The sequence below is a fragment of the Catenibacterium faecis genome, assembly GCF_014306455.1.
Lineage (GTDB): Bacteria > Bacillota_I > Bacilli_A > Erysipelotrichales > Coprobacillaceae > Catenibacterium > Catenibacterium mitsuoka_A.
On sequence record NZ_JACRWG010000059.1, the window covers coordinates 1 to 13,890 of the forward strand.

General features: G+C 34.9%; 12 protein-coding genes. 1 reads left to right on the top strand and 11 read right to left on the bottom strand.

Features of this window, described 5'->3' with window-relative positions; translation table 11 throughout:
- Positions 1-125: 125 nt before the first annotated feature.
- The 11 genes from rbfA to uppS all read right to left on the bottom strand — a co-directional run bounded on the left by rbfA (position 126) and on the right by uppS (position 12,899).
- Positions 126-455 carry a 30S ribosome-binding factor RbfA gene (gene rbfA / locus H8909_RS10890; protein ID WP_187012857.1) on the bottom strand — a complete coding sequence of 110 codons (330 nt, stop codon included), beginning with the start codon at positions 453-455 and terminating at the stop codon, positions 126-128.
- Positions 456-458: 3 nt separating this feature from the next.
- On the bottom strand, positions 459-2,303 hold the full coding sequence (gene infB, locus H8909_RS10895; RefSeq protein WP_187012858.1) for a translation initiation factor IF-2: 1,845 nt from the start codon (positions 2,301-2,303) through the stop codon (positions 459-461).
- Positions 2,304-2,306: 3 nt separating this feature from the next.
- Positions 2,307-2,609 carry a L7Ae/L30e/S12e/Gadd45 family ribosomal protein gene (locus tag H8909_RS10900; protein WP_187012859.1) on the bottom strand — a complete coding sequence of 101 codons (303 nt, stop codon included), beginning with the start codon at positions 2,607-2,609 and terminating at the stop codon, positions 2,307-2,309.
- Positions 2,599-2,853, bottom strand: a complete 255-nt coding sequence (gene rnpM, locus H8909_RS10905) for an RNase P modulator RnpM (RefSeq protein WP_117458058.1) — start codon at positions 2,851-2,853, stop codon at positions 2,599-2,601. The genes H8909_RS10900 and rnpM overlap by 11 nt, the downstream gene beginning before the upstream one ends.
- A gap of 12 nt (positions 2,854-2,865) precedes the next feature.
- On the bottom strand, positions 2,866-4,176 hold the full coding sequence (gene nusA, locus H8909_RS10910) for a transcription termination factor NusA (RefSeq protein WP_117458059.1): 1,311 nt from the start codon (positions 4,174-4,176) through the stop codon (positions 2,866-2,868).
- A 12-nt stretch (positions 4,177-4,188) separates the two neighbouring features.
- Positions 4,189-4,650 carry a ribosome maturation factor RimP gene (rimP, locus tag H8909_RS10915; protein ID WP_022424333.1) on the bottom strand — a complete coding sequence of 154 codons (462 nt, stop codon included), beginning with the start codon at positions 4,648-4,650 and terminating at the stop codon, positions 4,189-4,191.
- Between the two features lie 113 nt (positions 4,651-4,763).
- Positions 4,764-9,095: a PolC-type DNA polymerase III gene (locus tag H8909_RS10920; RefSeq protein WP_187012860.1), complete on the bottom strand. Its 4,332-nt coding sequence runs from the start codon at positions 9,093-9,095 to the stop codon at positions 4,764-4,766.
- 33 nt (positions 9,096-9,128) lie between these two features.
- Entirely contained in the window at positions 9,129-10,220 is a 1,092-nt protein-coding gene (locus H8909_RS10925; RefSeq protein WP_117458061.1) for a M50 family metallopeptidase, read from the bottom strand.
- Between the two features lies 1 nt (position 10,221).
- Positions 10,222-11,370: a 1-deoxy-D-xylulose-5-phosphate reductoisomerase gene (locus H8909_RS10930; protein WP_187012861.1), complete on the bottom strand. Its 1,149-nt coding sequence runs from the start codon at positions 11,368-11,370 to the stop codon at positions 10,222-10,224.
- Between the two features lie 15 nt (positions 11,371-11,385).
- Positions 11,386-12,159, bottom strand: coding sequence for a phosphatidate cytidylyltransferase (locus tag H8909_RS10935; protein WP_187012862.1), 774 nt, complete (start codon positions 12,157-12,159; stop codon positions 11,386-11,388).
- Positions 12,156-12,899, bottom strand: a complete 744-nt coding sequence (uppS, locus tag H8909_RS10940; protein ID WP_022424328.1) for an undecaprenyl pyrophosphate synthase — start codon at positions 12,897-12,899, stop codon at positions 12,156-12,158. Before uppS ends, H8909_RS10935 begins: the two co-directional genes overlap by 4 nt.
- Positions 12,900-13,081: 182 nt before the next feature.
- Here uppS and H8909_RS10945 point away from each other — a divergent pair.
- On the top strand, positions 13,082-13,890 hold an 809-nt coding region (locus H8909_RS10945), incomplete at its 3' end, for an ISNCY family transposase (RefSeq protein ID WP_187012863.1).

A 13,890-nucleotide genomic window follows, 5' to 3' on the forward strand; every position in this document is an offset into this window, starting at 1 on the left:
TTATATAGTTTACACATAAAAATATCCTCCTGGTTAATTTACACCTAGAGGATATCTTTATTTCTAATCATTTTTAAGCGCCTTTTTATTTAATGTCCTTGACACGGGGTCCACATTAGAGACTCTTAGTGTAAGTTCTTAATTAATTCTTCAATACGATTACCATATTCTAATGATTCGTCTACCTTGAAAATTAATTCAGGACATTTTCTGATTTTTAATCTTCTTGCAAGCTGTGAACGGATAAAACCTTTACATCTTTCTAATGCCTGAAAACCTTTACCCTGATTCTTCATGAATGTCACATAAACCTTTGCGACAGACATATCATTTGTACAGCTTACTGAAGTAACAGTACACATACGTAATGCTGGATCTTTTACTTCATCACGAAGAATTAATGATAATTCCTTCATGATATAATGATTCATCTTATCTACTTTTAATGAAGCCATAAATTAACCTTCAACTTCCTGCATAACATATCCTTCAACGATGTCGCCTTCTTTGATATCGTTATAGTTTTCGATAGTTAAACCACATTCATAGCCCTGGTTAACTTCCTTCGCATCATCCTTGAAACGCTTTAATGAAGCAAGCTTACCTTCATAAACAATGATACCTTCACGAATTAATCTGATACCACAATCTCTCTTAATAGAACCATCTGTCACATAACATCCAGCGATATTACCAATCTTAGAAACCTTATAAATATGTCTGATTTCAGCCTGACCAGTAACAACTTCTTCCATTTCAGGAGCAAGCATACCCTTCATGGCTGCTTCAATTTCTTCAACCATCTTATAGATTACCTGGTGTAAACGGATTTCTACACCTTCTTCATCTGCTTTACGACGTACATTAGCATCTGGTCTTACATTGAAACCATAAATGATTGCCTTAGAAGCACTTGCAAGAAGGATATCAGATTCAGAAATAGCACCAACAGTAGAACGGATAACGTTCACTCTTGCACCTTCTACATCAATCTTTTCTAATGAACTCTTAACTGCTTCTGCAGTACCATTTACGTCAGCTTTAACAATGATATTTAAGTCAACGACTTCACCAGACTTCATCTGTGAGAATAAATCATCAAGACTCATTGCTGAAGTAGAGTTTCTTTCTTCTTCAATCTTCTTCTGAGCACGTTCTTCACCGACATGTCTCGCTTCTCTTTCAGTTTCAAATACCATGAACTTATCACCTGCTTCAGGTACATCATTTAAACCAGTAATTTCTACTGGAGTTGCAGGACCTGCAGATTTAATTTCACGTCCACGATCATCAACTAACTGTCTGACACGACCATAAGTCGCACCAACAACAATTGGGTTACCACTTCTTAAAGTACCATTCTGAATTAATAAAGTCGCAACTGGTCCTCTACCCTTATCAAGACGGCCTTCAATAACACTACCATAAGCCATACGCTTTGGGTTTGCTTTTAATTCAGCAAGTTCAGCTACAACTGTAACTGTTTCTAATAATTCATCGATACCAATACCCTTTTTAGCTGAAATGTTTACATAAGGAACATCTCCACCCCATTCTTCAGGCATAAGTCCAAGTTCAGATACTTCAGTCATAATACGCTGAGGATCAGCACCTGGTTTATCAATCTTATTAATAGCTACAATAATAGGTACATTTGCAGCTAAAGCATGGTCTACTGCTTCTCTAGTCTGAGGCATAACACCATCATCAGCAGCAACTACAATAATAACAATATCAGTAATCATTGCACCACGTGCACGCATTGCAGTAAATGCTTCATGACCTGGTGTATCAAGGAAAGTAATCTTCTTACCTTTTACAGATACCTGATAGGCACCGATATGCTGTGTAATACCACCAAATTCACCTTCAGCAACTCTTGACTTTCTAATATGGTCAAGTAATGTTGTCTTACCATGGTCAACGTGACCCATGATAGTAATAACTGGAGGTCTTGGCACTAAATCTTTAGGATCATCCACAACTTCTAAATCTTCAAAGTTTACTTCACTTACAGGAACAACCTTTTTACATTCAAGACCATATTCCATACAAATAAGTTCAACCTGTTCATCATTTAATGATGAGTTGATTGTCACCATTGTACCTAACATGAATAAAACTTTGATAACATTTGCTGGTGTCTGACCAATCTTTTGAGAAAGTTCATCAACAGTAATGCCTTCTTCATATTCAACAACACCATCTACAACAGCTTTTTCTTCTTTCTTGCTAGGAAAGTTTGAGATCATTTTCTTCTTGTCATTCCCTTTGTTTTTTATGTTTTTCTTCTTTTTTGCCATAAATTACCCTCCTAACTTAGATTTCATACTTTTCGCAAAACCAGCATCAAGTACCGCAATTACCATTCTATTGATTTTACCAACAGAATAAGATAGCTCTTCACTTGTGCCAGCAACATAATAATCTACATGATAATATGTACACTTATCAATATATTTCTTCTTCGTATTGTCACTTGCATCACTCGCAATAAAGACAAGATGAGCCTGCTGTGACTGGACAGCCTTTAAAGCACTCTCTCCAGTCGCAAGCTTTCTTGCACGCATCGCAAGACCCAATAAAGAAGCCACCTGCTTATTGAGCATAAGTCTTAAGCTCCTCATAGATTTCTTCAGGAATTTCAGTATCAAGAACTCTATTTAAAATCTTTTTCTTTTTTGCAAGTTCAATTGCATCCAAAGAACGTTTTAAATAAGCTCCACGACCGTTCTTTTTACCTGTAGGATCGACAGAAACTTCTCCTTCTTTATTTTTCACAATACGAATGAGTTCTTTCTTTGGCAGCTGTTCACCAGTTGCCACACACTTTCTTAAAGGCACTTTCTTCATAAAAGATCACCTCTAATCTTCATAATATTCATCATACTGATCATAATCAATATCTTCATCATATTTAGGATCATGATCTGGTTCTTCTGAATCATCTTCATCATCAAATGATTCATCATCACCGAAGTCTTCTTCTACCTTATCTTCTTCATTTTCATCTGCATCTAGAGTTAAAATGATAGATTCTTTTTCTTCATCTGCTTCATGTTCTTCCATAGATTTCTTCATCTTTTCAAGAAGTTCCATATCTACTTCAGGTGCATCTAAATCAATACCTTCTTCTAAGATTTCAGATACTGATTTAATATCAATCTTCCAGTTTGTTAATTTAACTGCAAGTCTTGCATTCTGACCACGCTTACCAATAGCAAGAGATAACTGATCATCAGGCACAACAACTAAAGCACTGTTCTTAGAATGATTTAATTTCACTCTTTCAACCTTAGCTGGAGAAAGAGCATGAGAAATGAATGTTACAGGATCTTCAGACCATTCAATAATATCGATCATTTCACCATTTAATTCTTCAACAACATTTCTAACACGATTTCCCTTTGGACCAACACATGCACCGATAGGATCAATATCAGGATTTGCTGTATAGACAGCAATCTTAGAACGTTCACCTGCTTCTCTAGATACTGATTTGATTTCTACAGTTCCTTCGAAGATTTCAGGTACTTCCATTTCAAATAAACGCTTTACTAATCCTTCATGAGTACGAGATACGCTGATATGAGTACCTTTAGTAGTACGTTCTACTTCACTCACATAAACCTTAACATGTTCACCTTCAACTAGAGTTTCACCAGGGATCTGGTCTTTAGATGAAAGAAGTGCACCTGTCTTACCAATGTTGATAATTGCAAATCTTTCTTCTACACGATCTACAGTACCATTGATAATTTCATCAAGTTTATTGATATATTCATTATATAAAGCTTCTTTTTCAGCTTCTCTGATTTTCTGTCTTAATAACTGTTTAGTTTGAATTGCAGCTAAACGACCAAATTCAGAAATATCAGCTTCTTCAACAACTTCATCACCAACCTGATATTTTGGATCAATTTCCTGTGCTTCTTCAATAGAATATTCAAAATCTTCATCATTTACATCATCTACAACATAATGAGTTGTAAAGATTCTGATTTTTCCATCATCATCAATTTTACAATCAACGATTGATTCTGCCCCACTATAGTTTTTCTTATATGACTTAGCAAGTGCTTCAGTCAATGCTTCAATTACAATAGCACTATCTAGCCCTTTATCTTCAATAAGATTTTCAAGAGCTGATTTGTAACCTTTATCCTTTTTCGCCACGTTTTTTACCTCCTAGAACTTTACAGCGAGTCTGATGAATTTAATATCATCATAGTTTATAGTCATTTTCTTTCTTACAGCTTTCACCATATACTGGATCAACAATTCCTGGCCATCAATAGAGGCTAATGTTCCTTCTAGAGAATCAATTCCATTCTTTGGATTTTTCAAATCAATATGAACATATGAGCCAACATGAGCTTCTACCTGCTCAAAAGTCTTTAATGGCTTTTCAATTCCTGGAGAAGATACTTCAAGATAATACTCGTCCTTGATTAAATCAAGTTCATCTAACTTTTCACTCACAGCTTCACTGACTGCAACACAAGTATCCATGTCAAGATTTCCATCATTCTTTTCAATGAAGACACGTAAATACCATTCTCCTTTTTCCTTTACATATTCCATTGAATCAAGATGGCATTCAAATGAAGCAATAATAGGCAATAAGCCTTCTTTAATTTTCTCTAGCATAGAACCTCCTATTCAATAAATAACGAGAGGGTCTCCCCTCTCGTCTTTTGCTAAATCGAGTATAGCACAGTTAAATGTATAAGTCAAATAATGTTGAAAAACACGTAAAAAAACTATAAATCAAAGATTGTAAGCTGATCACTTTCAGAAAAACCATTTAAAACACCCATCTTCTGCAGTGTCTCAATATGTGTTCCTGAAAGACGTGTTCTCTTTTTAATGTCTTCAATAGAAGTGAAAGGTCTCTCCTTTCTTGCTTCTACTACTGAGTCACCAACGGCATCACCTAATCCATCAATAGAAGTAAAAGGAGGAATAATAGCTGTTGGATCATCTGGATGACAAATAAACTTTCTAGAATCAGATTGATCAAGAGAAATCTTACTAAACTTTAGGCCTCTTTCAAACATTTCTAAAGCAACCTCAAATACAGTAATCAAACCTTCTTCTTTATTAGATGCTTTATGTTCAGCCTTTAACTTTAAACATTCCTGATATTTATCATATACCGCTTCTTTTCCAGCAATAAGTGTCTCAATATCATAGAAATCACATCTAGTCGTAAAGTATACAGCATAATATTCTCTTGGATAATATAATTTCCACCAAGCTACACGTATGGCACTTAATACATATGCAACGGCATGGGCTTTAGGGAACATGTATTTAATCTTTAAACATGAATCAATATACCATTGTGGCACATTATGTTTCTTCATGAGTTCAACATAACCCTTTTGAGGGAATACTTTAGGTGACTTACCTTTACGTACACATTCCATGATATCAAAAGCATCCTTGTTAGGAAGTCCCTTTTCAATTAAGTAAACCATGATATCATCACGACATCCGATAACCTGCTGTAATGTACATGTACCTGACTTAATCAATGTCTCCGCATTGCCTAGATATACGTCAGTCCCATGAGATAATCCAGAGATAATAACTAATTCATTAAAGCTTTTTGGATGTGTCTGTTCAAGCATGCCACGGACAAACTTTGTACCAAATTCTGGTAACCCTAAGGCACCTGTCTTACAGTTCAAGAATGATAGATCGCAGCCTAATGCTTTAGAACTATTAAATAAGCTCATAACCTTCTGGTCATTTGTAGGAATAGACTTTGGATCAACACCTGTCATATCCTGAAGCATACGAATAACAGTAGGATCGACATGCCCTAAAATATCAAATTTTAATACGTTATCATGAATCTTATGGAAATCGAAGTGAGTTGTACGCCATTCAGCATTTACATCGTCTGCAGGATATTGATAAGGTGTAAAGTCAAATACTTCCATGTCATTAGGAATAACGATAATACCACCTGGATGCTGACCGGTAGTACGTTTAACCCCCGTACATCCATTAGCAAGTCTTTGTAATTCAGCACTACGGATATGATCTTCTAAACCTAGGTTTTCAGCATATGCTCTTGCATAACCATAAGCTGTCTTTTCTGCAACAGTAGAAATAGTACCGGCTCTAAAGACATGGTCTTCACCAAAGATTGTTTTAGTATAAGCATGTGCTTTAGGCTGATATTCACCTGAGAAGTTTAAGTCAATATCTGGAACCTTATCCGCATTGAACCCTAAGAAGGTTTCGAATGGGATATTATGTCCTTCGCCTTTCATCTTATGTCCACATACTGGACAGTTCTTATCAGGCAAATCATAACCATCAGAAATAACTCCTTCTTCTAAGAACTCATTATGTTTACAATGAGGACATATATAATGTGGTGCAAGAGGATTTACTTCTGAAATACCAGCCATAGTGGCTACGAAAGATGAACCAACTGATCCTCGAGATCCTACTAGGTAACCTGCTTCATTAGAAACTCTTACAAGTTCTGAAGCGATAAAATAAATAACTGCGAATCCATGTTTGATGATGTTGGATAACTCTTTTTCAAGTCTTGCTGATACAATCTCTGGTAATACTTCACCATATGTCTCATGCGCATTCTTATGACACAATTCTCTAAGTTTTTTATCTACGTTTTCAATTGAAGGTGGATATAATCCTTCTTTTGTGACAATAATATCATCACCAATCATATCTGCAATCTTATTTGTATTAGTGACAACATATTCATATGTATCTTCATCACTTAAATAAGGGAAGCATTCCAACATTTCATCTGTTGTTCTTAAATAAACATCAGGTGTTAAAGCACGAGGATTATTTCTTACAAGAAGTGGATGAGGTTTACCATTAATCTGAATCTTAGAGTTAGTAATAAATACTTCACGGTATACCTTATCTCTCTTATCTAGAAAATGAACATCACCTGTCGCACAGATGAGTTTATTTTCTTCTTTCGCAATCTTAATAATACGCTTGTATATTCTTTCTATATCATCAATAGAATCATACTTACCACGATCTACCAAATACATCGCATCTTCTAAAGGCTGTATTTCTACATAATCATAGAATCGTATTTCTTCTCTTAATTCTTCTTCATCTCTTGTAGAAGCTATTTCAAAGACTTTAGAATTCAAACAGCCACTACCAAATAGTAATCCTTCACGATAGAATTCTAATTCACTTCTAGGAATACGATCACATTGATGGAAATACTTAGTATTCGCAATAGACACAAGTCTAAACATGTTCTTTAAACCTTCAGGTGTTTTCGCAAGAACACACATATGATAAGGAAAAGCATGCTTATAACTGTCTTCTATTTCGATATCATTGATTTCATCAATCGTCTTAAAACCTTTCTTAATTAAATCCTGAAGCATGACATTAAATGAATGACTTAATACTTCAGCATCATAGTCAGCACGGTGAGCCGCTTCTGTATCATAAGGGATATGATAAAAACGACAAACAGCACCTAATCGATAAGAACGCATTAAGGGTATGAGACGTCTAGATAAAGGCAATGTATCAATCCATGGATTTTGAATAGGTTCTTTTCCCATTCTCTCTAACGCCTTATCTAACATACCAATATCGAAACGACCATTATGCGCAATGAGAAGACTATCTCCAAAGAATTCCATTAATTTAGGCATGAATTCTTCAATTGTAGGCGCATTTCTAATATCTTCATTCGTAATAGATGTTAATTCAGTAATCTTCTTAGAAATAGGTTTAGGAGATTTAATAAATGTCTGTAATCTTCCAACCTCTAAACCATTTTTTATTTTTACTGCACCAATTTCAGTAATATGATCATCTATCTGAGATAAACCTGTTGTTTCTAAGTCAAAAGAAACATATGTTAAATCATTAAGCTTTAATCCATTCGCATTAAAAACACAATCAAAGTTTGTATCAATCATGTTCATTTCAATACCATAGATCATCTTCAGCTTGTCTCCTGCTGCTGCCTGTGCATCAGGGAATGACTGCACGTTACCATGATCAGTCACTGCAATAGCACTCATACCCCATTCTGTTGCTCTTTTAATATAAGAACCAACAGTCGCAATACCATCCATAGTAGACATATTAGAATGGCAATGTAGTTCTACACGCTTCTTTTCCGCCTTATCAATACGTGGCTTAGGCGCAGGAATAATTTCTATTTCAGTCGCAATAATCACCTGTTCACGGGCAAAGCTATCATATTCAAAAGTACCTTTGACACGAATCCATTTACCACCTTTTTTTAATTGTTCCATTTCTTCTAATGTATTACGATTCTTATTCTCAAATCTCTTAACCATAATACTATCAGAATAATCTGTGACAAGAAGTGTCTGAATATGTTTACCACTTTTAACCTGTGTTGTTTCTTCCTGGAAACAATAACCCTGTACCGCTACTTCACGCATTGTATTATCTAATTGGCTAATCTGCGTCATGACATATTCTTTCTTATAACGTTTATAATTACCTGCTGGCTTAGAATAAGCAGGAGGTGCATCATTCATCGCTTCATTATATTTTTCAAGTGCACTTGAATCTATATGAACACCTTTGTTTTCTTCCATCTTTGCAATAGTCTGTTGATATTCATGATTATCTGCATCTACCTCAGCTCTTAAATCAATATTAATACCAAAGCCAGATAATAATGTACGCATTTCATTAAGCTGAGTCTTAATAGAATCACATTGAATATGATTAACAGTATGTAATGTCAAAATATTGTCCTTTAAATCCATATCATCTCTAGTCATACTCTGCATTTCAGGTACATTGCCTAATACATGATGCATAATATAATCACTATATTCAATGACATCTTCCTCTCTAAAATGATTGGACGTTGTTTCAAAGAGGAATTCACATGGATAAGGGAACAAATGCTGGGCTTCTTTTAAAGCCTTCACATTACTAAGAGGCATTAATTCTGGTGAACTGATATAAAAGGTATAACGGCTATCATGATGGACAACTACTCTTGTAATATCAGCCTGCGAAAACGCCTGATTTGTATCTATATGTAATTGTTGTAATAAAATACTTAATTTATTCATAAAATCACCTTTTAAAAAGGAACCGAAGTTCCTTTATTTGAATAATCGCAGCAGATCCTGATAAGTAACTGCTATCATGAGACCAAATACAAGTGCAAGTCCAAGAACCTGCAATGCATATTTCACCTTCACAGGTACTTCTCTATGGATCATACCTTCAATTAAAGAAAGAATAGCCTGATAGCCATCTAACCCTGGAATAGGTAATAGGTTAAAAATTCCAATATTTACTGACAACATCGCAACTAAATAAAGAAGCGTTGTCATAGAACCAGATTCTCTTACCTGTGAAGTTACTTTATAAATTCCCACTGGTCCTGACATCTGCTTAATAGTAGATGCAAAATTCACAATAAGCTGTCCTAATGCATTAAATATTGCAGTAGACATCTCGCATAATTCTTTAAATGTATAGCTAAATGCTTCAGTGACACTCATTCTTCGAGTTACCTGCATAAAGCCAAGAACATAACGTCCCTGTTCTACATTATAAGGACTCACTGCCTTGATCACAATACTATCTTTACCACGTCTGACAGTAATATCTAATGTCGCATTTTTAGAGTCAATTTTTAATGCTTTCTTAGTCATATCACTATGAAGATCTTCATAACTTGCGACTGCATAAGACACACCAGTCTGCTTACATTCAATATTAGTAATGATGTCACCTTTTTTAAATCCATATTTTGTCGCAGAGCCATTTTCTACAAGTGTTCCTACTTCACAACGATTGACATTCACCTGACCACCCATTAAGTTTGCAGATAACATAATAACAAGTGCAAGCATGAAATTCATAAAGACACCTGCAAGCATAATAATAATCTTTTGATATGTCTTCTTACCCTTTAATGTACGTTCTACTGGAACATCCTTAAATTCTTCATTGTCTTCCTGATCCGCTTCACCTGCCATAGAGACAAAACCACCTATTGGTAAAGCACGAATCTGGAATTCTGTTTCTTTTCCTTTTTTTCCATAAATCTTAGGACCCATACCAATACTAAATGCGCCACAATAAACCTTGAAAAACTTAGCAGCTACAAAGTGGCCTAATTCATGTATTACAATAATTCCTGTAAGAATAAGCAGGAAAACGAGTATATTCAATAAAGTCTGCATCTTATAAACCTACTCTCTTTCTTACAAAAGCTCTTGCATCCGCATCTATCTTGATCAATTCATCAAGAGATGGATTTTCAACAACAGTATGTGCATTCATGGCTTCTTCAATTAAATCAACGATTTCTAGGAATTTAATCTTTCCATCACGGAATAACTGATTGGCTTCTTCATTTGCGCCATTGAAGACACAAGGCATACTGCCCCCTATTCTTCCTGCACGATAAGCAAGAGGTAATGCTTTAAATCTTTCTGTATCAGGCTTATAGAAATGAAGTGTTCCAATGTCTGATAAAGAAAGTCTCTTACTATTAATAAGCGGAATTCTATGAGGATATGTTAAAGCATATTGAATAGGCAAACGCATATCTGGAGTACCTAATTGTCCAATTACTGCAGTATCTGTACATTCAATCATAGAATGTACAACACTTTCTGGATGAATCAATACTTCAATATCATCATAATCTACATCAAAAAGCCATTTGGCTTCCATAACCTCTAAACCTTTATTAACTAAAGTCGCACTATCAATAGTGATTTTTGCACCCATGCTCCAGTTAGGATGATTTAATGCCTGTTCAACAGTGGCACCCTTTAATTCATCCAATGATTTATCACGGAAACTTCCACCACTACATGTTAAAAGTATTTTTGAAATTTCTCTTGGATACTCTCCATGCATTGATTGGAAAATAGCACTATGTTCACTATCTACAGGTAAAAGCTGAATGCCATATTCTTTTGCGAGAGGAATAATTATATGTCCTGCAACTACTAGAGTTTCTTTGTTTGCAAGCGCAATATCCTTAGCTGCTTTAATTGCTTCGATAGTTGGTAATAATCCTGCAAACCCTACAATCGCATTAAGAACTATTTCTGTCTCTTCAAGAGTACTAATTTGAATAAGTCCTTCCTGTCCAAGATAAAAATGACGATCTGGATATTTTTCACTTAAATAATCATAATCTTTCTGTTCTAGTACACAAATATGTGGAACAGGAAGTTGATTCATGATTTCTTCTAATTTCTTGATATTGTGTCCTGCTGACATTGCAACAATTTCAAATTCATCAGGATGTCCAGTCACAACATCAATTGTCTGTGTTCCAATAGAACCAGTCACACCAAGTACTGTAATTTTTTTCATAGATTGCCTCCTTCATTAGAGTAATGTAAGTAAGAATCCTAAAATCATAGAATTAAAGATGATAGAATCAAAACGATCCAACACACCACCATGACCAGGGAAAATCTGAGAATAGTCCTTTACTTCAAAAGTTCTCTTAATAGAACTAAATGTCAAATCACCAATCTGACCTGTTGTTGCAAGTACGAAGCTCATTAAGGCAAGATGAGGAAGTGCATAAGGAATCTGAACACAATAAGCATAAGCTAAACCTAATAAACCACCACATACTATACCACCAATAGACCCTTCAATTGTCTTCTTAGGTGAAAGACGAGGATTAAGTTTATGTTTACCAATTGCACGTCCCACAAAATAAGCAAATGTATCAGCGCCTAAAGTCGCAAGTGCTAAGAAGATAACATATCTGATATCTAAGGCTGTTCTAAAATAATAAATAGCATGAAGACCAAGAGCTACTAAAGTCGCACTTGTAAAGTAATATGAAATCCTCAAGAAAGGCATACCTGCATCAAAGATTCCACAAGTTAATAATATAACCATGTAGATTACAATAAACATATTAGATACAAGTAATCCTTTTGAAAAGAATAATGAACCTAGAATATAAACACCTATTATTCCATATAAATAAAAATGTGGCTTAGGTTCTTTTGTAATAGATAGTAATTCATATGTAGCCATAGCCCCAATAAAAGCTATAAGGATTTTAAAAGGAATACCACTTACAATAACACATGGTAAAAACAAAACTACTAATACAATCGCTGTTATGACTCTTTGCTTCATTTCTTCACTCCTCCATAACGACGATCTCTATTCTGATATTTCCAGATACATTCATGTAATTTTTCTGCATTAAAATCTGGCCAATATGCTTCATCAAAAATAAATTCAGCATAACTTAACTGCCATAATAAGAAATTTGATAAACGACATTCACCACTTGAACGAATCATTAAATCAACAGGTGGTAATTCTTTCGTCATTAAATGAGATTCAAAATAATCTTCTGTAATATTATCTAAGTCAATCTTACCTTCTTTATATTCTTCACAAATCGCTTTAGTGGCTTCAACGATTTCATCACGTCCACCATAGATGAATGCAAAGACAAGCTTTAATCCAGTATTATCTTTAGTTTTATTAATAGCATCATTAATAATGTCTTGAGTTTCCTGTGGTGCGAGTTCTAGATGACCAATTGTCATAATACGTACATTATTATCCATTAGTTCCTGAAAATATAAAGAGAAGAACTCTTTAGGTAACTTAAAGATATATTCTACTTCACTCTGTTCTCTTTTAAAGTTTTCAGTAGAGAATGCATAAACAGTCATTGCTTTTACACCTAAGTTGTTAGCTTCTAAAGCAAGATTTCTTATTGTTTTAGTTCCTTCATGATGACCATATGTTCTAGGCATTTTTCTTTTCTTTGCCCATCTTCCATTTCCATCCATGATAAATGCGATATGAGCTGGAATTCGATTCATATCTAATGTATATTTTTCTTTTCTTTTAAAAAGCATAATAATCACCTCATAAACCGTATTATAACATAGTGCACTCCATTTTCAAACAGACAAAAAAAGGAGGATTTCATAATTCTGATTCCAATGTGATAATGTCTCAATGTATCCAAGTTGATAATGTCCCAATTGGGACATTATCAACTTACCGTGTTAAACTATAACCTCCATGGGAGGTTATTATGAGAAAGGTTGAATTGAGAATGAATGAGCAGAATAAGTATGAAATAATCAAGAAGCTTGTAGAAACAAATGGAAATAAGAAGAGAGCAGCTACTAGACTTGGCTGTACTGTAAGAACTATCAATAGACTTATCATAAAATATAAGGAACAGGGAAAGAAGGGTTTCGTGCACGGCAACCGTGGAAGACTGCCTGCTTCTGCAGTTCCTTTGGACATAAAGAATAAGATCATCTCTCTTTATATCAATGATTTCTCTGATGCAAACTTCACTCACTTCTGTGAAATTGTAGAAAGTGACTTCGGTATAAAGATAAGTGATACTACACTCAACAACTGGATGAGAGCTGAGGATGTGCTCTCTCCAAAGGCCAGAAGAAAAACAAAGAAAGCATTGAAGAAAAAACTCAAAGAAAGAATGAATGACACTGCTTCTGAAAAGGTTAGGAATGAGATAAAGGAATCAATCAATATACTTGATGAACAGGATGCACATCCTAGACGTCCTAGATCAAAGTATGCGGGTGAGATGATACAGATGGATGCATCATCATTCCATTGGATTGAAGGAGAAGTGTGGCATCTGCATGTTGCGATTGATGATGCAGACGGTAAGGTTGTAGGAGCCTATTTTGACCGTCAGGAGACACTTAAAGGGTATTATGAGGTTCTTTATCAGATTCTTATTAACCATGGCATTCCTGCAATGTTTTATACGGACAGACGCACTGTATTTGAATACAAAAGAAAAGACAAGCCTTCAGATGCTGAGGATACATTCACTCAGTTCTCTTATGCCTGTCATAATCT